The following is a 24,925-nucleotide window of genomic DNA, read 5'->3' as shown; positions in this document are numbered from 1 at the left end:
CACCGAAACTGCCCACGCCGGCTGCTGAAGTAGGCATCAACCTGCATCACAGACCCAGCCGACCGGCGCTTCAGAAAACAGCATAAGAAAGTCGACAGACCGACTCAAAACAGCTTGACACCCAGCGGAAACGGCGAATCGGGGATTCGTTTACGAGACGTCAGTTGTGCGCGTGCAGGGCCTCGTTGAGTGCGATGCCGTCGCCCTCCTTGGCGGTGACTTCCACTGCGCCGGTGGTGCTGTTGCGGCGGAACAGCAGGTTCGACCGCCCGGCCAGGTCGCGGGCCTTGACCACCGAACCGTCCGGGCCGGTGACCTTGGTTCCCGCGGTCAGGTAGAGCCCGGCCTCGACGACGCAGTCGTCGCCGAGGGGGATTCCACACCCGGCGTTGGCGCCGAGTAGGCAGCGGCGTCCGATGGTGATGATCTCCTTGCCGCCGCCCGACAGGGTGCCCATGGTGGAGGCGCCGCCGCCGATGTCGGAGCCGTCGCCGATCACCACGCCCGCCGAGATGCGACCCTCCACCATGGAGGTGCCCAGCGTGCCCGCGTTGAAGTTGACGAAGCCCTCGTGCATCACGGTGGTGCCCGGCGCCAGGTGCGCGCCGAGGCGGACGCGGTCTGCGTCGCCGATCCGCACGCCCTTCGGCGTCACGTAGTCGACCATGCGCGGGAACTTGTCGATCGAGTACACCGTCACGTGGCCGCGCGCCCGCAGCCGGGCGCGGACGGTCTCGAAGCCGTCGACGGCGCACGGACCGAAATTGGTCCACACGACGTTGCTGAGCAGGCCGAACTGTCCGTCCAGGTTGGCCCGGTGCGGCGCGATCAGACAGTGGGAGAGCAGATGCAGACGCAGGTACACGTCGTGGGCGTCGACGGGTGCGACCGACAGATCGGCGATGACCGTGCGGACGGCCACCGTGCGGACGCCGCGCGCCTCGTCGACGCCGACGAGGGCCTGCAGGTCGGCGGGGACGTCGTCACCGGTCAGTTCGGTGGATCCGGTCGGGCCGGGATCGCGCACCAGCTCCGGAGCCGGGTACCAGGTGTCGAGGACGACGTCCGCGGCGAGGGTGGCGATTCCGATGGCAACAGCACCTTGAGTGGTCATTCACATGAGTTTATCGACCGAGACCGGCCGCTGCCGAGTGGCGGGCACGTCTTCTACGATGGGATTTCGTGAGCATCCCCACCCTGGACCTGACCGCCGATCCCATCGAACTGACCGCGGCCCTGGTCGACATCGCCAGTGTGAGCCGCGACGAGACGGTGATCGCCGATGCGGTGGAGCAGGCGCTGCGGACGCAGACGCGCGGCTTCGAAGTCGTCCGGCACGGCAACTGCGTACTGGCTCGCACCGACCGCGGCCGACCGACGCGAGTGATCCTGGCCGGGCACCTCGACACGGTGCCGATCGTCGACAACGTTCCGTCGCGGCGCACCGTGACCGACGAGGAGGGCGACGTGCTGCACGGCTGCGGCACCGTCGACATGAAGTCCGGCGACGCGGTCTTCCTCCATCTGGCCGCCACCCTCGCCGACCCCGTCCACGACCTCACGCTGATCTTCTACGATTGCGAGGAGATCGCCGCCGAGTTCAACGGGCTCGGCGCCGTCGAGCGCGACCTGCCCGACTGGCTGGTCGGCGACGTCGCGATCCTGGGCGAGCCGACCGCCGGCCAGATCGAGGCGGGCTGCCAGGGCACCCTCCGAGTCCGTTTCACCGCATCGGGCACGCGCGCGCATTCGGCACGAGCTTGGATGGGCGACAACGCGATTCACAAGTTGGGCCGGCTGCTCACGACTCTGCAGGCGTATCGGCCGCGGCGCGTCGACATCGACGGCTGCGAGTATCGGGAGGGGTTGTCGGCGGTCGGTGTCTCCGGCGGCGTCGCAGGCAACGTGATTCCGGACGCGGCGCACGTCGACGTCAACTTCCGCTTCGCCCCCGACCGGACGCCCGAGCAGGCGCTCGCCCACGTCCGGGAGGTCTTCGCCGCCGACCTCGCCGACGGCTCGGTGACCGCCGAGGTCACCGACTCGGCGGCCGGCGCGCTGCCGGGGCTGGCCGACCCCGCGGCGGCGAAGCTCGTCGCGGCGGCCGACGGGAGGTTCCGAGCCAAGTACGGGTGGACCGACGTCGCGCGGTTCTCGGCACTGGGCATTCCCGCGGTCAACCTCGGTCCCGGCGATCCGAGCCTGGCTCACCGTGCCGATGAACGGGTGCCGGTCGCGCAGATCACCGAGGTCGCCGAGATCCTGCGCGCCTACCTGTCGGGCGAGTAGCGACCGACCGGTCGGGTCACCCGAACAGCAGAGCGGCCGCGAGGTCGGCGGTCGCTGCATACACCGTGGCCGGCTGCTCGGTGATGGGCCCGAGCTGCTCGAACAACTCGCTCGAGACCGCTCCCAGCAGGAGGTTCCAGACGACGAGCGTGCGCGCCAGCACCGCGGGGGCGGTGCCGGGCGGCAGCGCGGCGTCGTCGGCGAGCGCTGTCAGCGCATCGGCGGCCGCCGACTGACCGCGTGCGTGCGTGCCGGGGACCTCGGGCACCGATTCGGTCCCGGCGACGATCGCCGCCAGGGCCAGAAGCGGTCGCTCGCCGGCCGGATTGGTGGATTCGGCAGGAGCTCGATACCCGGGGACCGGGGAACCGTAGATCAGCGCGTACTCGCTCGGATGGGCCAGCGCCCACTGCCGCAGGGCGTCGGCCAGCGCCAGGAATCGGGTGCGGGCGGTGCGTCGAGTGCTCACCGCCGCGTCGATCGTGTCGGCCAGGTCGGTGTACGCGTCGACGATCAACACGGTCAGCAAGTCGTCGCGACCGGCGACGTATCGGTACAGCGCGGACGGGGCGATGTCCATGTCGCGGGCGACGGCGCGCAGCGACAGGGCCGCCGCGCCGTACTCGGCGAGGTGGCGCCGACCCACTTCGCGAAGGCGGCGCTCGATCCGCGCCCGGTTGCGTGCGCGGGGTCCGTCGGTGCCCGCAGCGTCGGTGCCCGCCGGGCGGTCGGTCGGCGCCTGAGCGGCCGCAGACTCCACGGTGGTCTCCTCTCCTCGCCGATGCCTGCCGTCATGGTCGCACGGATCTCGGACATCGCCAATAAGCGAGAACATTGTTCTTGATAACCGACGAGGTGGCGCGTAGTGTTCAATGTGAAACGAGAACACTGTTCACAAATATTCGGAGGTTTCGATGTCGCGCGATGATCACGACCACTCGGCGGGCGGGCGCCTGCTCCCGGTTTCCAACGCCGCGGTCGGCGCCCTGATCCGACTCGGCGCCGCGCCGCGGGCCTGCCGTGAACTGCTGGTCCGGGGCCGGCGGTCCGAGCGACTGACCGCTCGGCCGGTCAACGTGCTGGTCGTCGACGGTCGTCGCTACCTCGTCTCGCCGCGCGGGAGCACGCAGTGGGTCCGCAACGTCCGGGCCGGCGGGGAGGTGTTTCTACGGCGCGGTCGCCGCGTCGATCCGGTCGATCTGATCGAACTCGACGACGAGCAGAAGCCCGACCTGTTGCGCGCGTATCTGGACCGCTGGGGATGGCAGGTGTCGGCATTCGTCGACGGGCTCACCGCGTCGTCGACCGACGCGGAGTTCGCGGCCGCCGCCCCGCGCTTCCCGGTCTTCGAATGCGCACCTCGCCACCGGCCCTGACCGCTCGTGTGCTTGCCGGGCGACGACCGCGGGGCGGTTGCTAGTCTCGCGGCATGAACGACGGACCAGCGCCGGATTCGACCGGCCCAACGACAACCACTCCGACCTGGCGGTCGGACATGCCGGATCCGAACGACGGATGCGTCCGCAACGTGGGCGCCGCGCAGGTCCGTGTCGAGGAGGGCGTGGAGGTCGTCCCGTCCGATCGGCTCCTGCTCGAGTGGATCGACCCGCGCGATCCGCGCCGCGCCGAGCAGCGGATGATCCGGGACTCGTGGCGGGTGCAGCGCATCCAGTCGGAGTTCGTCGCCGGCTTCGACGCGCTCGAGAACGTGGCCGAGGCGGTCACGGTCTTCGGCTCGGCGCGGGTGGCGCCGCGCTCGCCCGAGTACGAGACGGCACGTGAACTCGGGCGGTTGCTGGCGCACGAGGGCTTCGCGGTGATCACCGGCGGCGGCCCCGGCGCGATGGAGGCCACCAACCGCGGCGCCTACGAGGCCGGGGCGCAGTCGATCGGACTCAACATCGAGTTGCCCTTCGAGCAGCACACCAACCCGTGGGTGACGCTGACGATGAACTTCCGCTACTTCTTCGTCCGCAAGACGATGTTCGTCAAGTACGCGCAGGCCTTCGTCTGCCTGCCCGGCGGTTTCGGCACCCTCGACGAACTGTTCGAGGCGCTCACGCTGGTGCAGACCAAGAAGGTGCTGCGCTTCCCGATCGTCCTGATCGGCAGCGCCTTCTGGGGCCCACTGGTGGAGTGGCTGCGCGGCACCCTGGAGGCCGAAGGCAAGATCTCGCCCGGCGACGTCGACCTGCTCCACGTGGTCGAGACGCCGGCCGAGGCGGTCGAGATCATCGTGAAGGCGGCCCGCGGATGAGCGCGATCTGCGTGTACTGCGCTTCCGGCCCCGTCGACGCCGAGTACTTGACGCTCGCGGCGCAGACCGGTCGGGCGATCGCCGCGGCCGGTCAGACGCTCGTCTCCGGCGGCGGCAACGTCTCGATGATGGGCAGCGTGGCCCGCGCCGCGCGGGAGGCCGGCGGGCGCACGATCGGGATCATCCCCGAGCACCTGATGGTCAAGGAGGTCGCCGACCTCGACGCCGACGAGCTGATCGTCACCGACACCATGCGCGAGCGCAAACGCCTGATGGACGAGCTCGCCGACGGCTTCATCGCCCTGCCCGGCGGCATCGGCACGTTCGAGGAGCTCTTCGAGACGTGGACCGGCGCCTACCTCGGTGTCCACGACAAGCCCATCGTCCTCCTCAATCACGGCGGCTTCTACGACCCGCTGCTGGTCTGGCTCGACGACCTGCGCGACCGCGGGTTCGTCGCGGACCGGGCGCTGGCGAAGATCAAGGTATGTGTAACCGTGGGTGACGCGATCGACTATCTGACCACCCGGTAAGGTAGCGGCGTTCACACGTAGGGCGAGGAGTGAGGCAGTCATGACCACCAATGTTCCGAGCAAGGTCGGGATCGCCGACCTCGTGCGGGGAGCCGTCAAGATGGTCCCCGACCTCCCGGCCATGGCCCGCCACGTCCCGGGCATGATCGTGCGCCCGCCGACGGCCAAGCGGACCATCGGACAGATCTTCGCCAAACTCGCCGCCGACCATCCCGACCGGCCGTTCATCCGCTGGCAGGGGGAGTCGACCACCTACGGTGAAGCCAATCGTCGGGTGAACCGGTACGCCGCCGTGCTCGCCGACCGCGGGGTGGGGACCGGCGACGTCGTCGGCATCCTCGCCAAGAACAGCCCGACCGACCTGCTGATCATCCTCGCCGCGCTCAAGCTCGGCGCCGTCGCAGGCATGCTCAACTACAATCAGCGCGGCGAGGTGATCGACCACAGCATGAAGCTGCTCGGCGGCACCGTCCTGGTCTACGATCCCGAGTGCAGTGAAGCGGTCGCCTCGATCAGTGCCGACCGGCTCCCGCCGCACGTCCTCGACTTCGCCGCACTCGACGAGGCGGCGGACGGCAAGCCCGAGATCGATCCGGCGGTCACCAGGCATCTGCCCGCGTCGACCACCGCCTTCTACATCTTCACCTCCGGCACCACCGGGCTGCCGAAGGCGAGCGTGATGAGCCACAACCGGTGGCTGGCCAACTACGACGGCATCGGGGGCATGGCGGTGCGTCTGCGCGCGTCGGACACCATGTACGTCTCGCTGCCGCTCTACCACAACAACGCGCTGTCGGTCTCGCTCGGTGCGGTGCTCTCGGCTGGCGCCTGCATCGCGATCGGCAAGCAGTTCTCGGCCTCCCGGTTCTGGGACGAGGTCATCCTCAACCGCGCCACGGCCTTCTGCTACATCGGCGAACTGTGCCGATACCTGCTGGCGCAGCCCGCCAAACCCACCGACCGCAGCCACTCGGTGCGCGTCATCGTCGGCAACGGCATGCGGCCGGAGATCTGGGACGAGTTCACCACTCGCTTCGGCATCGATCGCGTGGTGGAGTTCTACGGCGCCAGCGAGCTCAATCTCGCCTTCGTCAACGCCTTCGACGTCAAGCGCACCGCGGGCTTCTGCCCGCTGCCCTTCCGCGTCGTCGAGTACAACGACGACGGCACCGCCAAGCGCGACGCCCGCGGGCGCCTGCGCAAGGTCCGCAAGGGCGAGCCCGGGCTGCTCATCGCCGCGATCAGTGACCGCGTCCCGGTCGACGGCTACACCGAATCGAGCGACACCGAGAAGAAGATCATCCGCGACGCCTTCAAGTCCGGCGACGCCTACTTCAACTCCGGCGACCTCGTGCGCGAACTCGGCTTCTCCCACATCGCCTTCGTCGACCGGCTCGGCGACACCTTCCGATGGAAGGGCGAGAACGTCGCGACCACCGAGGTCGAGAGCGCCGTCGACGCCTCGGACGCCGTGGAGCAGTCGGTCGCCTACGGCGTCGAGGTGCCCGGATGCGACGGTCGGGCCGGCATGGTCTCGGTCCAGTTGCGCGAGGGCGCCGACCTCGATCCGAAGGCGTTCGCCGACGCGCTGTACGCGACCCTGCCGGCCTATGCGGTGCCGCTGTTCATCCGGTTCGTCCCGGCGATCGAGACGACGTCGACGTTCAAGAACTTCAAGGTCGAACTCCGGAACGAGGCCTACACCGAGGTCGGGTCCGACCACATGTGGGTGCTCGCCGGCCGCGGCGAGGGGTACGTGCCCTTCTACGACGAGTACGCGGGCGACGTGGCGGCCGCCAGGGTGCCGCGCTGAACCGGAACCGAGCCGAACCGCGACCTGCGCGGGCGGTACCGGACCAGGGTCTGTTTCGGGCGGCACGTAGGGTATGGATGTGAGCACTGCCCGTCCGGCCGCGACCCTGTGCGGGCGGCCCGTCGCCACTGACCGCGCGCTGGTCATGGCGATCGTCAACCGAACCCCCGACTCGTTCTACGACCGGGGCGCCACGTTCTCCGACGACGCCGCCAAGGCGCGGATCGACGAGGTCGTCGCGCAGGGCGCGGACATGATCGACGTCGGCGGCGTGAAGGCGGGCCCCGGCGCGGAGGTGGACGCCGACACCGAGGCGCAGCGGGTGGTGCCGATGATCGCCTGGATCCGCCGGGCGCACCCCGACATCCTCATCAGCGTCGACACCTGGCGCGCGCAGGTCGCCGCGCAGGCGTGCGAGGCGGGCGCCGACATGATCAACGACACGTGGGCCGGTGTCGATCCGGAACTGGTGGCCGTCGCCGCGCAGGCCGGGGCCGGGCTGGTCTGCTCGCACACCGGCGGTGCCCGCGTCCGGACCAGGCCGCACCGGGTGCGCTACGACGACGTCGTCGCCGACGTCGTCGCCGAGGTCACCGCGGCGGCGGAACGGGCGCGAGAGGCCGGGGTCCGCGAGGACGGAATCCTCATCGATCCGACGCACGACTTCGGCAAGAACACCCATCACGGCCTCGCGCTTCTGCGGCATCTGGACCGACTCGTCGACACCGGTTGGCCGGTGCTGATGGCGTTGAGCAACAAGGACTTCATCGGCGAGACGCTCGACGCCGACCTCGAGGATCGCGTCGCGGGCACGCTGGCGGCCACCGCGCTGGCCGCGGCCGCGGGCGCACGGATGTTCCGCGTCCACGAGGTCGCCGACACCCGCCGGGTGGTCGACATGGTCGCGTCCATCGCGGGCACCAGACCGCCGGCTCGCACGGTGCGGGGGCTGGCATGAACGCCGACGGCAGCATCGGGGGAGGGCCGGAGGCCTCGGTGTCGTGGGCCGGCGGCGGACAGGATCTGGCGAGATGGTCGCAGTCGCACCATCCGTCCCTGCGTTCACCCCGCACGTGGGATCACCCGACCTGGACCGTCGACGATCTCGTCGCGGCCAAGAACGGTCGCACCGTGTCGGTGGTGCTGCCCGCACTCAACGAAGAGGACACCGTCGCCGGGGTCATCGCGACCATCGCGCCGCTGGTCGGCACCCTCGTCGACGAGCTGATCGTCGTCGACTCGGGCAGCACCGACCGCACCGCCGAGCGCGCCCGTGCCGCCGGTGCCCGCGTCGTCACCCGCGAAGAGGCGATCCCGGGGGTGCCCGCGGTCCCCGGCAAGGGCGAGGTGCTGTGGCGGTCGATCGCCGTCACCACCGGCGACCTCATCGCGTTCGTCGACTCCGACCTCATCGACCCGGACCCCATGTTCGTGCCCAAGATGATCGGTCCGCTGCTCGCCGAACCCGCGATCCACCTGGTCAAGGGCTACTACCGGCGACCGCTCCGCACCGGTGACCGGCAGGAGCCCGGCGGCGGGGGCCGAGTCACCGAGTTGCTCGCCCGGCCGCTGCTGACCGCCTTGAAGCCCGAACTCGGCGAGGTCTGCCAGCCCCTCGGCGGCGAGTACGCGGGCACCCGCGAACTGTTCGCGTCGGTCCGGTTCGCACCGGGATACGGGGTCGAGATCGGTCTGCTGATCGACGCCTACGACCGCTACGGGCTGGCCGGGATCGGCCAGGTCAATCTCGGCGTCCGCACTCATCGGAACCGTCCGCTTCCCGAACTGGCGGTGATGAGCCGGCAGATCGTCGCCACGCTCTTGGAGCGCTGCGGGATCGCCGACTCCGGTGTCGGGCTGACACAGTTCGTCGTCGGCGCCGACGGCGGGTTCACCCCGCACACCACCGAACTGCAGCACGGCGATCGGGTGCCGGTGAACAGTCTGCGACCCGACCAACTGCGGGAGACCTCGGCGGCACCGCCCCAACTGCGCTGACCGCCGGTCCAGCGCCGTCGCCTCGCCCCCGGTTACGCTGAAACACGTGGTGACTATCGGTCTGTACGTGGTGGGTGTGGCGCTGCTGGTCGCGCTGATCTTCGCGGTGGTGTGGTTCATGTTCGGGCGCGGCGAGGAGCTCCCTCCGGTGGAGAAGGGCACCACCCTGACGCGCCTGCCGCGCGCCGGGATCACCGGCGACGACGTGCGGTCGGTGATCTTCCAGCAGACCTTCCGCGGCTATCGGGCCGCCGAGGTCGATTGGACCCTGGAGAAGCTCGCCCGCGAGATCGACGAACTCCGCGCCGTGGTGCACGACCTCGCCGCCCGCGACGAGACGACCGTCGATCCGGGTCGAGACACGCCGTAGCAAACGGGTCTCGATGCGCTTGCTCGACCAGCCTGGAGCAGAGTTTTCAGGGTGGTCGAGCAGGCCGAGGCGCTAGCCGAGGGCGTATCGAGACCTGTGGGTGTGGCGGTTCGGCGGGGCCTTTTCAGGGTTGTCGAGGGGGCGGTGGATCGGGGTGGCGGTGCTTATGGAGGCGGGGCGCGGGGGTCTCGATGCGCTTGCTCGCTGCGCTCGCAGGCTTACTCGACCAGCCTGGGGGGAGCCTCCCAGGGGGCCGAGGGCGTATCGAGGCGCGGTGCGGGGTCTCGATGCGCTTGCTCGACCAGCCTGAGGGGGAGCCTGCCAGGGAGGCCAGGGCGTATCGAGACCTGTGGGTGTGGCGGTTCGGCGGTGCCTTTTCAGGGTTGTCGAGTAAGCGGAGGAACGGAGTGGGGGAGCGCATCGAGACGATGCGGGGCGGCCGACCTGCGGGCGCCGCTTTTGCGCCGACCGATTGTCCTGCGCGGAGTGCACGGGTGTGCGCCGAGTACCATGAGAGGGAATTTCGTGAGATCCACATGAAGGGAGCACGACACATGGCGGCGATGAAGCCACGTATGGGGGACGGTCCGCTCGAAGCGGTCAAGGAGGGGCGTGGGATCGTCGTTCGGATTCCGATCGACGGAGGCGGTCGGCTGGTCGTGGAACTGAACGACGACGAAGCCGCCGCGCTCGGCGAAGCGCTGCGCGAGGTCACCGCCTGACCGATCCGACCGGCGCACGGTGGAATGCCGCCGCCGGTCTGCTCTCGTGTCCGGTGTGTGCCGACACGCTCGTCTCCGGCGGTGCATCCCTGCGATGCACCGCCGGACACGCTTTCGACGTCGCCCGGCAAGGATACGTCTCCCTGCTGACGGGCAAGGGGACCGTCCACCGCTCCGACACCGCCGACATGGTCGCCGCGCGCAACCGGGTCTTCGACGCAGGCGTCTACCAACCGCTGGTCGCCGCCGTCGCCGCGCACTGCGCCGGAGCGAGCGCCGTCCTCGATTCGGGCTGCGGGCCCGGGCAGTACCTGGCGGCGGCTCTGGAGGCAGCCGCGCCGGCCGCCGTCGGCATCGGCGTCGACCTGTCGAAGTTCTGTGCCCGCAGCGCCGCCCGCAGGCATCCGCGCGCCGTCGCGATCGTCGCCGACCTCTGGTCCGGGCTGCCCGTGCGCGACGGCGCCGTCGACACCGTGCTGTCGGTCTTCGCCCCGCGCAACGCCGCCGAGACCGCCCGCGTGCTCCGACCCGGCGGGACCTGGCTCATCGTCACGCCCCGACCCGGGCACTTGGCCGAGATCGTCGAGCCGATGCACATGCTGTCGGTCGGCGACGGGAAGACCGAACGCCTCGCCGTCGAACTGGCCGCCGACTTCGACGTGGTGAGCGCCGATCGACTCCGGGTGGATCGAGACCTCGACGAGCCGACACTGGTCGATGTGGCCGCAATGGGTCCGGCGGCCTTCCACCGCACCCGCGACGAACTGGTCGCCGCCGCGGCCGCGACGGCCGCGGGAACCACGGTGCGTGCGCACCTCGACGTGACGATCACGGCGGCGCGGCGCCGCTGAGACGAAAGGGGGCCGCGTTGGCGCAGTTCTCGGTGCCGGGTGGTCGCTGTCGCAGCGGCCGGATATGTTTGAACCGTGAGATCACAACCGCATGTTCTCGGAATCGTCCTCGCCGGCGGTGAAGGCAAGCGGCTCTATCCGCTGACCGTGGACCGCGCCAAGCCCGCGGTCCCGTTCGGCGGCTCCTACCGGCTCATCGATTTCGTGCTGTCGAATCTGGTGAACGGCGGCTACGAGCGGATCTGCGTGCTGACCCAGTACAAGTCCCATTCGCTCGACCGCCACATCTCGCAGACCTGGTGGTCGTCGGGATTCCACGGTGAGTTCATCACGCCGGTCCCCGCACAGCAGCGGTTGGGGCCGCGCTGGTACACCGGCAGCGCCGACGCCATCTACCAGTCGATGAACCTCATCTACGACGAGGAGCCCGACTACATCGTGGTCTTCGGCGCCGACCACGTCTATCGGATGGATCCGTCGCAGATGGTGGCCGCCCACATCGCCTCCGGTGCCGCGGTGACGGTCGCCGGGATCCGGGTGCCGCGCAGCGAGGCGTTCGCGTTCGGCTGCATCGACGCCGACGACGAGGGCAAGATCACCGAGTTCCTCGAGAAGCCGGCAGACCCGCCCGGCACGCTCGACGACCCCGACGTCACCTTCGCCTCGATGGGCAACTACGTCTTCACCGCCGATGCGCTGGTCGACATGCTCAAGGCCGACGCCGCCGACGGCGACTCCGACCACGACATGGGTGGGGACATCATTCCGGCCTTCGTCGCACGCGGCGAGGCGTACGTGTACGACTTCGACCACAACGTGGTGCCCGGCGAGACGCCGCGCGACAAGGGCTACTGGCGCGATGTCGGCACCGTGGACTCCTTCTACGACGCCCACATGGATCTGGTGTCGGAGAACCCGGTCTTCAATCTGTACAACAAGCGCTGGCCGATCCGCGGTGAGACCAGCCATCTGCCGCCGGCGAAGTTCGTCCGCGGCGGCACCGCCAACGACTCGGTGGTCGGGGCGGGCACCGTCGTCGCGGGCGCCACCGTCCACGGCTCGGTGCTGTCGAACAACGTCTTCGTCGACGAGGGCGCCGTGGTGCAGGGCAGCGTCCTGATGCCGGGCGTCCGCGTGGGCCGCGGCGCCGTCGTGCGCAACGCCATCCTCGACAAGAACGTCCGCATCGGCGACGACGGGCAACTCGGAGTCGACCTGGAACACGATCGCGCGCACTACGTGGTCTCGCCCGGCGGCGTCGTCACCGTCGGCAAGAACGTGGTGGTGGAGTAGCCGCCGACCTCGGCTAACGCAGCGCGGCGGCTCCGAGCCCGACGAGCTCGGGAATGGACTCGGCGTCCACGTCGGCAGGCAGGTCGTCGATCGGCCACCACGCCAGATCCACCGACTCGTCGCTGCGCACGATCGCGGGCAGCGACCCGTCGGCCGTGGCGTCGGCGACGGCCGCGAACCGCACGTCGAGGTGACGGGTCGGCACGCCCAGCGAGCAGGTGATCGGATGCGTGTGCAGCTGCACGGGCGCCGCCGACAGGCGCAGCGACGCCAGCCCCGACTCCTCCAGTCCCTCGCGGCGGGCCGCGTCGGCCAGCGACCGGTCGGCCGGTTCGCAGTGACCGCCCAACTGCACCCACTTGCCCACGCGCGGATGCAGCGTCAGCAGCACGTGCGACAGCGTCGGGTCGAAGACGATGACCGAGGCCGTGAGATGGCCTGCGGCCGATTCGCGGCGGCATCCGTCTGGTGCGGCGGCCAGGAACGCGAGGTAGGCGTGGCGCAGGGAGTCCTGGTGCGGGTCGGGCGCGGTCCAGTCGGTCAGTGCGGCGACCGCCGAGGCGTGCAGGGTGCTCACAGCTCGATCACCAGCCCGGTGGTGTCGGCGGCCTCCCGCAAGCCCGCGGATTCGGCCGGATAGCCGACGGCGACGGCGCCCAGCGGCTGCCACTGCGCGGGCAACTCCAGTTCCCGGCACACCGTGTCGGCGGCGAAGATCGTCGACCCGACCCAGCAGCTGCCGACGCCGCGGACCGACAGCGCCACCAGCAGGCCGGCGACGGCCGCTCCGCCCGCGACCGTGAACATGGTGTTCTCGCAGGTGTTGCGACGCGCGTCGGGATACTCGTGCATGCCCTCCCCGGTCATCACCGGGACGACGAGCTCGGGTGCGTCGTACAGGATCTGTCCGCGTCCGATGCGCTTGGCGATCGACTCGGGGGTCTTGCCGTCGGCGGCCAGGTCGTCGTGCCAGGAACGGCCCATCGCCTCGAGCAGCCGTCGTCGTCGCGCCGGATCCCGCAGCCACAGGAAGCGGACGGGGTGGGTGTGATGCGGCGCGGGGGCGGTGAGCGCCTCGGCGAACGCCGCGTGCATCACGTCGCCGGGCACCGCGCCGGGTGCGAACCGCCGCACCGACCGGCGAGTGAGCAGGGCCTGCCGCCTGCCGAGGTCCAGGGCCTCCTCGACGCCCAGCCGGAACATGTCGTCGTCCAGGTCGCGCACCAGGTCGCGGGCGGTGCTGCCGTCGTCGCGCGGTTCCATGCCGCGCACCACAGCCACCGGGACGCCGTCGAGCTTGCCCTTCACCAGATCGGCAGCGGCGGCGAGTTCGTCGGCGATCGCGATGTCGGTGACCATCAGGGTGTTGCCGTAGCCGTCGTCGACGCCGTCGTAGCCGTGGCTCACGGCGATGCCCGACGCGCCGATCGCGACGTCGGTCTGACCGGTCCGCCACGCCCGACCCATCGTGTCGGTGACGATCACCGCCACCCGCCTGTCGAAGTCGGCGGCCAGCCGGGCGCGCAGGCCCGCGGCGCTCGCATCGGGGTCGAGGGGCAGCAGCGCGATCTGGTCGGTACGGACGTTCGACCCGTCGACGCCGGCCGCCGCCTGCACCAGCCCGTTGCGGTTGGCGGTGATCAGCGTCCGGTTGCGCTTGGCGACGATCCGGACGGTCTCCTCGTCGATCAGCTTGCGGCGGAAGGCATCCCGCTGGTCGGGATCGGTGGGTGCGGCGACCATCCGGCCCTCGGTCTTGGAGAAGACCTTGCTGGTGACCACCAGCACGTCACCGTCGACGATCCACGGTGCGGCCGCCACGATCTCGGCCGCCAGATCGCTGTCGGGGCCGAACTCGCCGAGCCCGGTCACCGGCAGGATCGCCAGGCCGCGCGGGGCGCGGTGATCGGCCGGTCGTGTCGACTCGGTTGCTCCGGGGCCGGTCACGGTGTGCTCACCCGGACCAGGTCGCAGGCCGCGCGGATCATGTCGGCGGTCGCCGCGGGGTCGGTCATCAGCAGGGGAGCAGTACCGATCGCGATCCCGTCGACCTCGGCGCGGTCGCCTTCGGCGATAAGCCAGCCGTCGAGGATGCCGTTGCCGCTGCGCGCGCCGTAGTGCGCGGCGATCCCCTGGGCGGAGCTCTCGACGCCGATCACCGACAGGCATTCGTCGGCCATTCCGCGCAGCGGCTTGTCGGCGATCACCGGGCTGATGCCGACGACCGGGGCCGACGTGGTGCGCAGCGCTCCGCGAATGCCGGCCACCGAGGTGATGGCGCCGATGCTGACCACCGGATTGCTCGGCGCCAGCAGGACGACGTCGGCGTCCGCGATCGCCTCCAGCACGCCCGGTGCCGGCTTCACCTCGTCGAGGCCGACCTGAGCGAAGCCGTGCGTGGGGACGTGTGCCCGGTACCGCACCCACCACTCCTGGAAGTGGATGGCGACGCGCTCACCGTCCTGCCCGTCGGGCTTGTCGATGACCACGTGCGTCTCGTGGCGCTGATCGCTGGCCGGGAGCAGGCGGACGCCGGGCTGCCAGCGGCGGCACAGGGCGGCGGTGACATCCGACAGCGGGTAGCCGGCCTCCAACATCTGGGTGCGGATCAGGTGGGTGGCCAGATCGCGGTCGCCGAGCCCGAACCAGTCCGGGTCGGCCCCGTAGGCGGCCAGTTCCTCCTTGGCGTTCCACGTCTCGTTGCGGTGGCCCCAGCCGCGTTCGGGATCGATCCCGCCGCCGAGGGTGTACATGCAGGTGTCCAGGTCGGGGCAGATCCGAACCCCGTGCATCCAGGCGTCATCGCCGACGTTGACCACGGCGGTCACCGCGTGCGGTGTCTCGGGATCCTCGGCGAGTTGCGGAAATGCCGTGCGCCCGAACAGTTCACGTGCTCCGAGTAGAAAACGGGCGCCGCCGACGCCGCCTACGAGTACCGTCACCTTCACGGGACCCACTGTAGTGATCTCGCTCGGTGGCTTCACGCGGCGGTCGGACGTTGGGACGACACGCCGATTATGGGCGTTCTTCGGCGCGTCGCCGTCGAATCTGCTCCCGGCGATGGTAGGAATGAATCTTCGCTTTCCGCTTGACCGCACCGGGGCGGGCCGTGTCTAATCACAAGCGTGTCATTTGAATTCTGATCGGGCCGTACGGGCGCGTCGATTCAGTTCAGACGCGCGCAGCCAAGGGGGAAATGACTCTGGCTGTGGGGGAATCAGTGAGAAGTCTGCGAGCTGGGAGGTGCCGGATGACTTTTGATGCGGGCGATGGTGCTGACCTGAACGGTCAACCCTTCGGGGGTCGCCATCTGTCGGTGGTTCACGATGAGTTCGAGGGATTGTTCGACCCGGTCGAGGAAGAAGAGTGGCAGGATCGTGCACTCTGCGCTCAGACCGACCCGGAGGCATTCTTTCCGGAGAAGGGTGGCTCCACACGCGAGGCCAAGCGCATCTGCCAGGGCTGCGAGGTCAAGGCCGAATGCCTGGAGTACGCACTCCACAACGACGAGCGGTTCGGGATCTGGGGAGGATTGTCCGAGCGAGAACGTCGTCGACTGAAGCGCGGCATCGTCTGAGTTCGATCGGCTGACCGCGTTCACCGCCTCATTTCGACCCCTCACGCATCCGGAGTGCTCTCCGGCAGTGTTGAGGGGTCGAGGCCGTTGAGGGGGCGAAGTCGTGGGATCGAAGAACTTGGGGGCAGAAGTCTTGGGGCAGGGGCCGCTGCGGAGACTGCCCGATGATCGCCCGCTGCGGTGGACCGATCCCTCAGTCGGACTCGGGCCCGTCCTCGATCGTCTTCTCGTCGACGCCGAGGTAGGTCGCCACCTGTTCGATCAGCACCTCGCGGAGGATCTCGGGGAGTTCTTCGTCGTCGTGCGCGCGCAGTTCCAGCGGACGACGGAACAGGATGATCTGCGCCCGCGTGGGCCGGCCCGTGATGTCGACGCCCGCCGGGATGAGCCGCGCCAGCGGCACCAGACCGTCGGCGGTCACCTCCTCGGGCCACTGAATCGGTTCGTCGGTGCGCGGCAGCATCCGCGGAATGTCGTCGACGGCGACGTCGAGGTCGGACAGATGGTCGTGCCACTGAGCGTCGATCTCGCTGAACGCCTCGACGGCTGCCGCATCGAAGCGGTCGGAGCGGGTGCGATGCGCGGGCAGGGCCGCGGGGATCGTCGGCCCGCGCAGACCGCGTCCGCGTCGATCCCGCAGGCGACGGACCGGAGGTTTGAGCAGTTCATGCCCGGACTGCACGGGCGCCAGTCGGTAGGCCATGACGCCACTTTATGGCAGGGGGCTGACATGCGGCAGTGCGGGTGCGGCCGACCTGCGCGTGTCGATTGTCCGGTGTGCGCGCGGAGGCGATAGGCTGAGCGGCGTGAGTGTCCCTCGTCAGTGCTGCAGGCCCGGTTGTTCGCGCATCGCCGTGGCGACTCTGACGTTCGTCTACGCAGAGTCGACCGCCGTGATCGGTCCGCTGTCGACCGCAGACGAACCCCATTCGTGGGATCTGTGTTCGCAACATGCGGACCGGATCACCGTCCCCGTCGGATGGGAGATGCTGCGCAGCGAACGAGGTTTCGCACAGCAGGCCGAGGACCAGGAACTGACGGCGCTGGCCGAGGCGGTCCGCGAGGCCGGCGGCGCCGGCGGGGCTCCCCGGGTCGGCTTCCGGCCGCGGCCGGACTTCGACGATCGGTCGCGCGGCCGTCATCGTGCCACGCCGCGGACCGCGGCGACGCCTGCGGTGACGCCGCGCCCGGGCCGTCGCGGCCACCTGCGGGTGCTGCCGGATCCGGTCGACTGACGGTCTGCGACGGCAATTGCGCTCGGAGCCCTTTCGTGCGGCTCGGCCACTAGGCTGTGGTTCATGTCCGCGATGACTACTGACCTCGACGACGTCGAAGGTCTGCTCGACGCCGACCGCGACGGCCTGCTGCGTGCTGCCGCGATGGCCGGGGCCGGGGTCCGCGCCGTCTCGCAGGCGCAGTCGGAGGGCGTGCTCGACGCACTGGCCGATCTGCGTCCGCGCGCGCTCGTCATCGTCACCGGATCCTCGACCGTCGCCCGGCGCGCCGCCGATCTGGTGATCGCGACGGTCGCCGCCCGCATCGACGTCCCCGTGGTGGCCGGGCCCGCGCTGCCCGGCTGGATCGGCCCCCTCGACGTGGTCGTGGTCGTCGGCGACGACGCGGGCGACCCGGCGCTGGCCGACGCCGCGATGCGGTCGCTGCGCAGGCGCGCCGAGGTGGTGATCGCGGCCCCCATCGAAGGTCCCCTGCGGGAGGCCATCGCCGAACAGCCGATCATCGATCTGGCGCCGCGCCTGTCGGTGGACGCCCGGTTCGGGTTCTGTCGTCTCACCGCGGCGCTCATCGCGGTGTGCGTCGGTCTGACCGCGGTGCGGATGACGCCGGCGCCGCCCGACCTGGCCGGGCTGGCCGACCTACTCGACGAGGAGGCCGCAGCCGATCATCCCGCGCAGGAGAGCTTTCACAACCAGGCCAAGCTGTTGGCTTTGCGCGCGGTCGACCGGTCGGTCTCCTGGGCCGGTGACACCCCCGGCGCGGCGGTCGTCGCCGCCCATGCCGGCGCGGCGCTGTTCGGCGTCGGCGGTGCGGTCTCGCACGCGGGATCGGAGACGACGCTGGTCCGTCGGCTCAGCGAGAGCGGAGCGTCGCGGCAGGCCGGCGAGGACCTCTTCTACGATCCCGAGTTCGACAGTCCGCGGGGCGCGGGCGTGCGCGGAATCGTTCTCACGACGGCGGCGCGCCGCTGGTACGTCGAGCGCCGCGTGAGCGCTTTCGGCGACATCGACGTCGTCTCCGAACAACCCGCGGAAAGTGATTCGGGCCCGGATCTCGGGGGGCGGGCGCCGGTCGTCGATCTCGGTGACGCACACTCGGACGGGCCCGCGGACCTCGCGGCGTACTTGGTTCTGGCACTCCGCGCGGAGCTGGCGGCGGTGTTTGTTCGATTGATGGGAGAAGCGGACTGATGAAGCTGCTGGCTGGAGTGGTGCGGCCGTACGCGTGGGGGTCGCGTACCGCACTCGCCGAGTTGCGCGGCACACCGAGTCCCTCTGCCCACCCCGAGGCGGAACTGTGGTTCGGCGCCCATCCGGCGTCCCCGGCCCGCATCTGCGGCGAGATCGACGGTCCCGCAGACCTGTTGGAAGCCATCGAGGGCGATCCCGTCGGCGAGTTGGGGGCGGCGACCATCGACCGGTTCGGTCCCCGGCTGCCGTACCTGCTGAAGATCCTCGCCGCGCAGGAACCGCTGTCGCTGCAGGCGCATCCGAGCCTGGAGCAGGCGATCGCCGGTTTCGAGCGGGAGAACGCCGCGGGTCTGCCGTGGGACGCGGCCGATCGAAACTATCGGGACCCGTCGCACAAGCCCGAACTGGTGGTGGCGCTGACCGAGTTCGACGCCCTGACCGGATTCCGCGATCCGCTCGTGACCGTCGAACTGCTCGACCAGCTCGCGGTCCCGAGCTTGGACCCCTACCTGGAAATGCTGATCGAGCAGCCCGACGAGACCGGGTTGCGGGCCGTCTTCACCACGTGGCTGACTCTGCCGGAGTCGGTGATCGGAACGCTGGTGCCCGAGGTCCTCGAGGGCGCGGTCCGGGTGCTCGCCGGCGGCGACAGTCGGTTCACCCTCGAGTTGCGGTCGCTGCTCGAGCTGGGGGAGGCCTACCCGGGCGATCCCGGGGTGCTGGCGTCGCTGCTGCTGAACCGGATCCGACTGCAGCCGGGAGAGGGCGTCTACCTGTCGGCGGGCAACCTGCACGCCTATCTGCACGGCATGGCGGTGGAGCTGATGGCCAACTCCGACAACGTGCTTCGCGGCGGGCTGACGCCCAAGCACATCGACGTGCCGGAACTGCTGCGGGTCCTGGACTTCCGGCCGGTCTCCATGGCGCAGCTGATGCCCGAGGTACGCGGCCTCGGCGCCGAGCGCATCTACGTGACCCCGGCCGCCGAGTTCCGGCTCTCGCGCGTCGAACTCGACGGCACCGGGTTGCACGCGGCGCAGTCGATCAGCTTCGACATGCCCGGACCCCAGGTCCTCGCGGTCATGTCCGGGCGGATCGCCGTCGAGCGGGCCGGGGCCGCCGGCGCCGCCGCCGACCTGCTCAAGGCGGGGCCGGGCGATGCGGTCTGGCTGTCGGACGCCGACCCGGACGTGGTGGTGCGGGCGATCTCGTCGAATGCGGTCTTCTTCCGCGCCCTGGTCCCGGGCATCCAGCAGGCACCGTAGCGGCCGACGGGTCTGGCGAGGCGGGCATCAGGACACTACGTCTCGACGGCGTCGACGAGGCTGCGTTCGGCGGCCGTCGACACCACCCGCACCGGCACCCGGATGCCACCGCCGGCTGCCTCGACCAGGCCGGGGACCTGCTGGGCCCGGATCGTCGGTGCCCCGTCGTCGGGGTCGGCGTCGGCGGTCGAGTGTCTGCGGATCAGCGTCGATCCCGGCGGTGCCTGGCGGACGCCGCCGCGGGTCTCATCGAAGACGGCGCGCGCGGTCGGGTCGGTTCCGGCGATCCGGATCAGACCGCCGCCGATCGTGGCACCCAACTGCTCCCAGTACCGCGGGCGGTCCGACGCCACCGCGACCGTGACACCGAGCGCCGCCAACCGGACGACGGTCTGCCGCGCGAGCAGGTCGTCGCCCACCACATGGCTGTGGGTCACGCCGGGACCGGCCATCCGCAGGGTCACCGGCGCCCCGGAGTCTGCGGCGCCGATCAACTGGCCGTCGCCCGCCAGGGGCACGGTCGTCGCGGCGACGATCGCGGCGGTCTGCGTCGGCGTGAGTCGCTGCGGCGCGGTGATCGACGCGCCGCGCCCGGCGGGCTCCGGCGGCGCCGGGACGGGCAGACCGAGCGCCGCCGCCGACCGGGGACGGTCGGTGATCAGTGCGATTCCGTGGTCGGCGGCGCGGTCGCGCACCGGACCGCCGTTGTCGCGGACCGTCACCGACAACCGCGGGCCGTCGGCGGTGGCGGCCAGCCGGACGGTGAGCGTCGTCGACACCGAGTCGACGGCCGTCGGCATCGCCAGTAGCGCCGACAGAGCCTGCGCAGTCGTGCCGGTCCACCGATAGACGGTGAGGGGAAAGCCGTTGTGCCGCAGCCCGGTCGGCCCGAGGTCGGCAGCGCTCACGGGGACGCCCTCGGTGAGCGAGGCCGCCAGGTCGATGATCTCGGCGGCCGCCAGGGGACGGCTGCGCACGCCCGCCTCGGTGAGGTGCGCTTGGAGTCGGCGCAGACACCACAGCGTCGTCCGGACGCTGCCGGCGCCCGGGCCGCCGCGCAGACGCACCGCGTCGGGGAAGTCGCTCGGGCGTACCCGGACGACGAGGTGCACGCTGCGATGGGCGGCGATCGACAGCCCGCCGAGCAGCCCCCGATAGGCGTGTCCGGCCGGTCCGTCGGGCCAGCGGCTCATCGTGTGGCTGACCACGTCGATCGACTGCGGGGCGGCATCGCGCGCCGACAACGCGGCCGACACCGCGGGCAGGAGCGCGGCGTCGGGCACCGCGGCGACGCCTGCGACCACCGGTGCGGCCGGTGGCGCCGCGACCGCGAGCACCCCGATCAAGACCTCGCCGTCGCGGGTGAGCCCGGTGAGGCCGCCGTCGCACGGCACCTCGAAGGGCGCCGACGGCGGCGCGATCGCGCGCCGTGACCTCGTGCTCGACCTCATCGTGCTCCCCCCGGATGCGAACTCGTCGAGAAACATACTTGTGCAAAGGACTCCGGAACGGGGGCGGTTCGCGGCTAATCTGCTACCGGGGAATCGATCGGGGGGATTGATGTCACGCCATCTCACTACGCGCGCCCATGTCAGCGGCTACCGGTTCGGTGTGGCGCGAGCCGAGCACGCGCTCGTTCGCCGCGATGTCGGCATGGTCCATGATCCGATGCGAACGCAGTTCCGATCGCTGATCGCCGGGGTGGTGGTCGCGGTGCTGGCAGTCGCCGGCGCGGGCGTCTACGGGTTCATCCGGCCGCAGCCGAGCGTGCGCGACGCGCAGATCGTGGCGGCCGACGACGGCGGGCTGTACGTGCTGCTCGACGAGGTGATGCATCCGGTTCCGAATGTGGCGTCCGCGCGGTTGATCCTGGGCACGGCGGCCCCGGTGCGGCGGGCGGCGGATCGGTCGCTGGCCGCCTACCCGCGGGGTGCGGCGGTCGGCATCCCGGGAGCGCCGGACTCGCTCGCCGGACCCGGCGCTCCGGGACGGTCGGTGTGGTCGGTGTGCGACGGCCCGGACGGGACCGCCGTGGTCGCCGGCGACCTGGGGACCGGTGGCGACGGGACGGGGGAGCGGGCGACCATGCTCGTCGAGCACTCGGGCGTGCAGTGGCTGATCTATCCGGCGCCCGGCCCGGGTGGCGGCACCCCGGTCCGCGCGCGGGTGGACCGGTCGCGGATCGAGCTCCTGCGGGCCCTGGCCATCGACGACGCCGTCGCGCGGTCGGTGTCGGCGGGGTTGCTGAACTCACTCCCGGCACGACCGGACCTCCGGGTGCCCGAGGTCGCCGGGCGAGGCGCGCCGGGGGCGCTCGGGCTCCCGATCGGCGCGGTGATCGCCTCGGCGGGCGTCGACGGCGTCGACCGTTTCCATCTGGTGCTCGCCGACGGTGTGCAGCCGCTGTCGGGCCCGGCCGCGGAGACGATGCACCTGGTGGACTCGACGGCGCCGCCCCGGGTGCGCCGGGTCTCTGCCGCCGCGCTGGCCGCCGTCCCGGCGCGGACGCAGGTGCCCCTCGGCGACTTCCCGCAGGCGGTGCCTCGCCTGTCGGACCGGCCGGCGCCCGTCGTCTGCCATCGCTGGTCGCACCGGGCCGAGGGCCGGCCCGCGACCTCGACCCTGGTGACGGCGCCGCAACTGCCGCTGCCCGACGGGGCTCGGGCGGTGACCCTGGCGTCGGCCGACGGCCTGGGCCCCGGCCTCGATCAGGTGTACCTGCGACCGCGGACCGGGGAGCACGTGGTCCTCACCGGGATCGAGCCGGATTCGAGCCGCGCGGGTGCGGCCTTCTACATCAGCGACGCGGGGGTGCGCTACCAACTGGCCGGCGCCGACACGGGCGCGGTCCTCGGGCTGGGGCGGCCGGTGCGTGCACCCTGGCCGATGATCGCGCTGCTGCCCGCCGGAACCGAACTCAGCCGAGAGGCCGCGGCGTCGACCCGCGATGCGCTCGTCGCCGGACCCGAACCGGGGAATCGGTGACCGGGCCCGGGACACCGACGCCGGCTCAGCCGCCCGCGGCCACGCGGCGGATCAAGGACTCCCAGTCGTCGGCGATCTGTGCCGGCGTCAGCCCGACGACGTCGAGGAGGTGCCGCACCGTCGGAGCCATCAGCGGGGCGTGGATGGCGTGCGTGACGACCTCCAGGCGGCCGGTGTAGCCCATCTCGGCCAGCAGCATCCGCACGTGCATCAGCGACATCGCCCACACCGGGTGCGACAGTTGATCGTGCTGGTCGGCGGCGGCTTCGAGCAGGATGTCGAGGTGGTCGACGGTCATCTTGAGTCGCGCGCGCCCGTAGGCGATGAGCCGATCGAGCGGCGGGGCGCCCGGGCCGAGCGGTTCGGGGCCGGACAGGAAGGCCTGCTGCAGATCGGACTCCGAGTGATCGAGCAGGGCGAGCATCAGGCCGGTCCGGTTGCCGAAGCGCCGGAACACGGTGCCCTTTCCGACACCGGCGGCGCGTGCGACGGCTTCCATCGTGACCGCCGCCGCGCCTTGGCTGTCGATGAGCGATTTCGCGGCCGCCAGCAGCAGGCGACGATTGCGGGCGGCGTCGGCGCGCTCCGGCGTCGCCGCAGGCGCATTCGCGACATGCAGTTCGAGGGGGCCGGGACCGTCGGTGGGCATGTCCTGACTCTAAAGCATGCCGGTGATGCCCGGTTCTGCGTGAAGGCGGTGCCGGTGGTCGGGCCCGGCACCGTGGCTGACGTCACGGCGACCGCGGGAATCGTTTCGGACCCTGGTCCGTTTGTGCTTCGGTACCCGCAAGAGAACTTCAGAGAGCATCGTCATGACTGAGAACACCGTCACCGTCGCCGTCCTGGTCGGCAGCCTGCGCGCCGGATCCCACAACCGCGCCCTGGCCGAATTGGCCGTCGCGAACGCACCCGCGGGCGTGTCGGTCCGGATCGTCGACGGTCTCGGCGACCTCCCGTTCTACAACGAGGACCTCGACACCCCCGAGTCGGTCCCCGCGGGGGTCGCCGAGGTGCGCGCGCAGGTCGCGTCGGCCGACGCGGTGCTCGTGGTCACGCCCGAGTACAACGGGACGATTCCGGGCGTCCTCAAGAACGCCGTCGACTGGCTGTCGCGGCCGTACGGTGCGGGCGCACTGGCGGGCAAGCCTGCCGGTGTCATCGGCGCGGCACTCGGTCGCTACGTCGGAGTGTGGTCGCGGGAGGACACTCGCAAGTCGGTCGGCATCGCCGGTGCGACGGTGGTCGAGGACGTGGAGATCGGGATCGGCACCGCCGATCTCGGCGACGCCGGTGTGAACACCCCGGAGGTCGTCGATCAGGTGGTCGACGCCGTGCGCGTGCTCGCCGCCCAGGTGGCCGTCGCGGTCTGACCGACACGGCCTCCGGACCGCACCGACGGGGTCGGCCGCGCATCGTCGCGGCCGACCCCGTCGGCGTCCGCGGAACGATGTCAGACCCCGGGTGTTCACTGTGAGTGTCGGGGCTCACCGCGGCTTCGACGCCGGGTCGATTCCGGTGGGTCCCAGACGGCGGTGGCAGGCGCTTCCGCGACACGCCGAGGGCTGTGGGGGACACGCCGGTTGGCCTGTGGACAACTCGCTCGCGACCTGGGAGTTTCATGAATGTTATTCACAAGTTCTTGTGGTCTGGAAAATCGCCAACCACTAGGTGTAGTGTTTGGAATGTCCGGGGGGCGGACGGCAGCCACGCGAAAAGCGAGGCGATCGCCCTCCGTGCGAAACAGTAATTCCGGTCATAGCAGCGTCCTTTTTCACCCGCCGCAGATCGCCTGTCTCAAGGGAGTTCATCGATGGCCATCACCGTTTACACCAAGCCCGCCTGCGTCCAGTGCAATGCGACCTACAAGGCCCTCGACAAGATGGGTCTGGAGTACGACGTCATCGACATCAGCCAGGACGATGAGGCACGTGACTACGTGATGGCCCTGGGCTACCTGCAGGCCCCGGTCGTCGTGGTCGGCGACGAGCACTGGTCGGGCTTCCGTCCCGACCGCATCAAGGCGCTCGTCGCGCACGCAGCCTGACCGGGCGCGCCCGATGGCCGCCCTCTCGGAGTCCGGCGGAGCGCCGCTCATCGTCTACTTCTCGTCGGTGTCGGAGTACACGCACCGCTTCGTCGAGAAGCTCGGTCTCCGCGCGGTCCGCATCCCGCTCATCGATCGCACCTCGTCGTTCCGGGTCGATGAGCCCTATGTACTGATCAGCCCCACCTACGGCGGCGGCAAGATCAGCGACGCCGGAAGCGCCACCGCCCACGCGGGCGGCGGCTACGTTCCCAAGCAAGTGATCAAGTTCCTCAATGTCGAGCACAACCGGTCGTTGATCCGGGGTGTCATCGCCGCGGGCAACACCAACTTCGGTGCGGAGTTCGCCATGGCCGGTGACATCGTCTCGCACAAGTGTCAGGTGCCGTTCCTCTATCGCTTCGAGCTGATGGGAACCACCGACGACGTCGAACGCGTGCGAGCCGGGCTCGCGCAGTTCGCGCAGAGCACCGCCTTCACCGGCCGGGCCGCCTGAGGCGCC

The 24,925-nt window shown here is 70.6% G+C and carries 27 protein-coding genes; 19 read left to right on the top strand and 8 right to left on the bottom strand.

What is annotated here, in order from left to right:
• Nucleotides 1-160: 160 nt before the first annotated feature.
• Nucleotides 161-1,114, bottom strand: a complete 954-nt coding sequence (dapD, locus tag AAFO60_RS09820; protein WP_347956003.1) for a 2,3,4,5-tetrahydropyridine-2,6-dicarboxylate N-succinyltransferase — start codon at nucleotides 1,112-1,114, stop codon at nucleotides 161-163.
• A 68-nt stretch (nucleotides 1,115-1,182) separates the two neighbouring features.
• On the opposite strand from dapD, the gene dapE reads away from it, so the two are divergent.
• Nucleotides 1,183-2,289 (top strand): succinyl-diaminopimelate desuccinylase, encoded by a 1,107-nt coding sequence (gene dapE, locus AAFO60_RS09815; RefSeq protein WP_347956002.1) that lies wholly within the window; start codon nucleotides 1,183-1,185, stop codon nucleotides 2,287-2,289.
• Between the two features lie 16 nt (nucleotides 2,290-2,305).
• Here the strand turns inward: dapE and AAFO60_RS09810 are convergent, their stop codons facing one another.
• Nucleotides 2,306-3,049, bottom strand: coding sequence for a TetR/AcrR family transcriptional regulator (locus AAFO60_RS09810; RefSeq protein ID WP_347956001.1), 744 nt, complete (start codon nucleotides 3,047-3,049; stop codon nucleotides 2,306-2,308).
• A gap of 154 nt (nucleotides 3,050-3,203) precedes the next feature.
• Between AAFO60_RS09810 and AAFO60_RS09805 the strand changes: the two genes are divergently transcribed.
• The 10 genes from AAFO60_RS09805 to glgC all read left to right on the top strand — a co-directional run bounded on the left by AAFO60_RS09805 (nucleotide 3,204) and on the right by glgC (nucleotide 12,126).
• On the top strand, nucleotides 3,204-3,665 hold the full coding sequence (locus AAFO60_RS09805) for a nitroreductase/quinone reductase family protein (RefSeq protein WP_347956000.1): 462 nt from the start codon (nucleotides 3,204-3,206) through the stop codon (nucleotides 3,663-3,665).
• 53 nt (nucleotides 3,666-3,718) lie between these two features.
• Nucleotides 3,719-4,546, top strand: coding sequence for a TIGR00730 family Rossman fold protein (locus AAFO60_RS09800; protein ID WP_424308620.1), 828 nt, complete (start codon nucleotides 3,719-3,721; stop codon nucleotides 4,544-4,546).
• Nucleotides 4,543-5,079, top strand: a complete 537-nt coding sequence (locus AAFO60_RS09795) for a TIGR00730 family Rossman fold protein (protein ID WP_347955998.1) — start codon at nucleotides 4,543-4,545, stop codon at nucleotides 5,077-5,079. Before AAFO60_RS09800 ends, AAFO60_RS09795 begins: the two co-directional genes overlap by 4 nt.
• 40 nt (nucleotides 5,080-5,119) lie before the next feature.
• Complete coding sequence (locus AAFO60_RS09790) at nucleotides 5,120-6,892, top strand: long-chain-acyl-CoA synthetase (RefSeq protein ID WP_347955997.1); 1,773 nt, start codon at nucleotides 5,120-5,122, stop codon at nucleotides 6,890-6,892.
• A gap of 145 nt (nucleotides 6,893-7,037) precedes the next feature.
• A complete protein-coding gene (folP, locus tag AAFO60_RS09785) occupies nucleotides 7,038-7,850 on the top strand; it encodes a dihydropteroate synthase (RefSeq protein WP_347956014.1) in 813 nt (270 codons plus the stop codon).
• On the top strand, nucleotides 7,847-8,890 hold the full coding sequence (locus tag AAFO60_RS09780) for a glucosyl-3-phosphoglycerate synthase (RefSeq protein ID WP_347955996.1): 1,044 nt from the start codon (nucleotides 7,847-7,849) through the stop codon (nucleotides 8,888-8,890). Before folP ends, AAFO60_RS09780 begins: the two co-directional genes overlap by 4 nt.
• 46 nt (nucleotides 8,891-8,936) lie before the next feature.
• Complete coding sequence (locus AAFO60_RS09775; RefSeq protein ID WP_347955995.1) at nucleotides 8,937-9,260, top strand: DivIVA domain-containing protein; 324 nt, start codon at nucleotides 8,937-8,939, stop codon at nucleotides 9,258-9,260.
• 554 nt (nucleotides 9,261-9,814) lie between these two features.
• A complete protein-coding gene (locus AAFO60_RS09770; RefSeq protein WP_347955994.1) occupies nucleotides 9,815-9,982 on the top strand; it encodes a DUF3117 domain-containing protein in 168 nt (55 codons plus the stop codon).
• Between the two features lie 53 nt (nucleotides 9,983-10,035).
• Nucleotides 10,036-10,833, top strand: coding sequence for a methyltransferase domain-containing protein (locus AAFO60_RS09765; RefSeq protein ID WP_347955993.1), 798 nt, complete (start codon nucleotides 10,036-10,038; stop codon nucleotides 10,831-10,833).
• Between the two features lie 75 nt (nucleotides 10,834-10,908).
• Nucleotides 10,909-12,126, top strand: coding sequence for a glucose-1-phosphate adenylyltransferase (gene glgC, locus AAFO60_RS09760; RefSeq protein ID WP_347955992.1), 1,218 nt, complete (start codon nucleotides 10,909-10,911; stop codon nucleotides 12,124-12,126).
• 13 nt (nucleotides 12,127-12,139) lie between these two features.
• Here the strand turns inward: glgC and AAFO60_RS09755 are convergent, their stop codons facing one another.
• From AAFO60_RS09755 to cofD, 3 genes are read right to left on the bottom strand one after another with little or no spacing between them, the layout of a single operon-like run.
• Nucleotides 12,140-12,703, bottom strand: coding sequence for an NUDIX hydrolase (locus tag AAFO60_RS09755; RefSeq protein WP_347955991.1), 564 nt, complete (start codon nucleotides 12,701-12,703; stop codon nucleotides 12,140-12,142).
• A complete protein-coding gene (locus tag AAFO60_RS09750; RefSeq protein ID WP_347955990.1) occupies nucleotides 12,700-14,073 on the bottom strand; it encodes a coenzyme F420-0:L-glutamate ligase in 1,374 nt (457 codons plus the stop codon). The genes AAFO60_RS09755 and AAFO60_RS09750 overlap by 4 nt, the downstream gene beginning before the upstream one ends.
• The gene (gene cofD, locus AAFO60_RS09745; RefSeq protein ID WP_347955989.1) at nucleotides 14,070-15,074 is read right to left on the bottom strand and encodes a 2-phospho-L-lactate transferase; all 1,005 of its coding nucleotides are present in this window, start codon (nucleotides 15,072-15,074) and stop codon (nucleotides 14,070-14,072) included. Before cofD ends, AAFO60_RS09750 begins: the two co-directional genes overlap by 4 nt.
• A gap of 302 nt (nucleotides 15,075-15,376) precedes the next feature.
• Here cofD and AAFO60_RS09740 point away from each other — a divergent pair, with 302 nt between their 5' ends.
• A complete protein-coding gene (locus AAFO60_RS09740) occupies nucleotides 15,377-15,703 on the top strand; it encodes a WhiB family transcriptional regulator (protein WP_347955988.1) in 327 nt (108 codons plus the stop codon).
• Between the two features lie 193 nt (nucleotides 15,704-15,896).
• On the opposite strand, the gene AAFO60_RS09735 is transcribed toward AAFO60_RS09740, so the two are convergent.
• Nucleotides 15,897-16,406: a metallopeptidase family protein gene (locus AAFO60_RS09735; protein ID WP_347955987.1), complete on the bottom strand. Its 510-nt coding sequence runs from the start codon at nucleotides 16,404-16,406 to the stop codon at nucleotides 15,897-15,899.
• A gap of 103 nt (nucleotides 16,407-16,509) precedes the next feature.
• Between AAFO60_RS09735 and AAFO60_RS09730 the strand changes: the two genes are divergently transcribed.
• The 3 genes from AAFO60_RS09730 (at nucleotide 16,510) to manA (ending at nucleotide 19,394) form a co-directional block, all read left to right on the top strand.
• Nucleotides 16,510-16,938: a DUF3499 domain-containing protein gene (locus AAFO60_RS09730; RefSeq protein WP_347955986.1), complete on the top strand. Its 429-nt coding sequence runs from the start codon at nucleotides 16,510-16,512 to the stop codon at nucleotides 16,936-16,938.
• A gap of 63 nt (nucleotides 16,939-17,001) precedes the next feature.
• On the top strand, nucleotides 17,002-18,129 hold the full coding sequence (locus tag AAFO60_RS09725) for a hypothetical protein (protein WP_347955985.1): 1,128 nt from the start codon (nucleotides 17,002-17,004) through the stop codon (nucleotides 18,127-18,129).
• Nucleotides 18,129-19,394, top strand: a complete 1,266-nt coding sequence (gene manA, locus AAFO60_RS09720) for a mannose-6-phosphate isomerase, class I (protein ID WP_347955984.1) — start codon at nucleotides 18,129-18,131, stop codon at nucleotides 19,392-19,394. Before AAFO60_RS09725 ends, manA begins: the two co-directional genes overlap by 1 nt.
• 35 nt (nucleotides 19,395-19,429) lie before the next feature.
• Here the strand turns inward: manA and AAFO60_RS09715 are convergent, their stop codons facing one another.
• Nucleotides 19,430-20,845 (bottom strand): type VII secretion protein EccE, encoded by a 1,416-nt coding sequence (locus tag AAFO60_RS09715; RefSeq protein ID WP_347955983.1) that lies wholly within the window; start codon nucleotides 20,843-20,845, stop codon nucleotides 19,430-19,432.
• 109 nt (nucleotides 20,846-20,954) lie between these two features.
• On the opposite strand from AAFO60_RS09715, the gene eccB reads away from it, so the two are divergent.
• Entirely contained in the window at nucleotides 20,955-22,379 is a 1,425-nt protein-coding gene (gene eccB, locus AAFO60_RS09710) for a type VII secretion protein EccB (RefSeq protein WP_347955982.1), read from the top strand.
• A gap of 25 nt (nucleotides 22,380-22,404) precedes the next feature.
• On the opposite strand, the gene AAFO60_RS09705 is transcribed toward eccB, so the two are convergent.
• Complete coding sequence (locus AAFO60_RS09705; protein ID WP_347955981.1) at nucleotides 22,405-23,028, bottom strand: TetR/AcrR family transcriptional regulator; 624 nt, start codon at nucleotides 23,026-23,028, stop codon at nucleotides 22,405-22,407.
• Between the two features lie 163 nt (nucleotides 23,029-23,191).
• On the opposite strand from AAFO60_RS09705, the gene AAFO60_RS09700 reads away from it, so the two are divergent.
• The 3 genes from AAFO60_RS09700 (at nucleotide 23,192) to nrdI (ending at nucleotide 24,919) form a co-directional block, all read left to right on the top strand.
• Nucleotides 23,192-23,749, top strand: a complete 558-nt coding sequence (locus AAFO60_RS09700) for an NAD(P)H-dependent oxidoreductase (RefSeq protein ID WP_347955980.1) — start codon at nucleotides 23,192-23,194, stop codon at nucleotides 23,747-23,749.
• A 440-nt stretch (nucleotides 23,750-24,189) separates the two neighbouring features.
• Nucleotides 24,190-24,423, top strand: coding sequence for a glutaredoxin-like protein NrdH (gene nrdH / locus AAFO60_RS09695; RefSeq protein WP_347955979.1), 234 nt, complete (start codon nucleotides 24,190-24,192; stop codon nucleotides 24,421-24,423).
• Between the two features lie 13 nt (nucleotides 24,424-24,436).
• Nucleotides 24,437-24,919 carry a class Ib ribonucleoside-diphosphate reductase assembly flavoprotein NrdI gene (gene nrdI / locus AAFO60_RS09690; RefSeq protein WP_347955978.1) on the top strand — a complete coding sequence of 161 codons (483 nt, stop codon included), beginning with the start codon at nucleotides 24,437-24,439 and terminating at the stop codon, nucleotides 24,917-24,919.
• Nucleotides 24,920-24,925: the final 6 nt, after the last annotated feature.

The sequence above is a fragment of the Gordonia aichiensis genome (assembly GCF_039946255.1).
Lineage (GTDB): Bacteria > Actinomycetota > Actinomycetes > Mycobacteriales > Mycobacteriaceae > Gordonia > Gordonia aichiensis_A.
Note: the sequence above shows the minus strand (reverse complement) of the source record. Positions and strands in the feature narration are given on the sequence as shown.

Bases quoted from the DNA above. Each gene is read 5' to 3' on its own strand.
- nrdI (WP_347955978.1), top strand. From the start codon at position 24,437: ATGGCCGCCCTCTCGGAGTCCGGCGGAGCGCCGCTCATCGTCTACTTC.
- eccB (WP_347955982.1), top strand. From the start codon at position 20,955: ATGTCACGCCATCTCACTACGCGCGCCCATGTCAGCGGCTACCGGTTC.
- AAFO60_RS09715 (WP_347955983.1), bottom strand. From the start codon at position 20,845: ATGAGGTCGAGCACGAGGTCACGGCGCGCGATCGCGCCGCCGTCGGCG.
- AAFO60_RS09700 (WP_347955980.1), top strand. From the start codon at position 23,192: ATGACTGAGAACACCGTCACCGTCGCCGTCCTGGTCGGCAGCCTGCGC.
- AAFO60_RS09800 (WP_424308620.1), top strand. From the start codon at position 3,719: ATGAACGACGGACCAGCGCCGGATTCGACCGGCCCAACGACAACCACT.
- AAFO60_RS09805 (WP_347956000.1), top strand. From the start codon at position 3,204: ATGTCGCGCGATGATCACGACCACTCGGCGGGCGGGCGCCTGCTCCCG.
- AAFO60_RS09725 (WP_347955985.1), top strand. From the start codon at position 17,002: ATGTCCGCGATGACTACTGACCTCGACGACGTCGAAGGTCTGCTCGAC.
- manA (WP_347955984.1), top strand. From the start codon at position 18,129: ATGAAGCTGCTGGCTGGAGTGGTGCGGCCGTACGCGTGGGGGTCGCGT.
- AAFO60_RS09770 (WP_347955994.1), top strand. From the start codon at position 9,815: ATGGCGGCGATGAAGCCACGTATGGGGGACGGTCCGCTCGAAGCGGTC.
- AAFO60_RS09780 (WP_347955996.1), top strand. From the start codon at position 7,847: ATGAACGCCGACGGCAGCATCGGGGGAGGGCCGGAGGCCTCGGTGTCG.
- AAFO60_RS09705 (WP_347955981.1), bottom strand. From the start codon at position 23,028: ATGCCCACCGACGGTCCCGGCCCCCTCGAACTGCATGTCGCGAATGCG.
- nrdH (WP_347955979.1), top strand. From the start codon at position 24,190: ATGGCCATCACCGTTTACACCAAGCCCGCCTGCGTCCAGTGCAATGCG.
- AAFO60_RS09735 (WP_347955987.1), bottom strand. From the start codon at position 16,406: ATGGCCTACCGACTGGCGCCCGTGCAGTCCGGGCATGAACTGCTCAAA.
- folP (WP_347956014.1), top strand. From the start codon at position 7,038: ATGGCGATCGTCAACCGAACCCCCGACTCGTTCTACGACCGGGGCGCC.
- dapD (WP_347956003.1), bottom strand. From the start codon at position 1,114: ATGACCACTCAAGGTGCTGTTGCCATCGGAATCGCCACCCTCGCCGCG.
- AAFO60_RS09795 (WP_347955998.1), top strand. From the start codon at position 4,543: ATGAGCGCGATCTGCGTGTACTGCGCTTCCGGCCCCGTCGACGCCGAG.
- AAFO60_RS09790 (WP_347955997.1), top strand. From the start codon at position 5,120: ATGACCACCAATGTTCCGAGCAAGGTCGGGATCGCCGACCTCGTGCGG.
- AAFO60_RS09740 (WP_347955988.1), top strand. From the start codon at position 15,377: ATGACTTTTGATGCGGGCGATGGTGCTGACCTGAACGGTCAACCCTTC.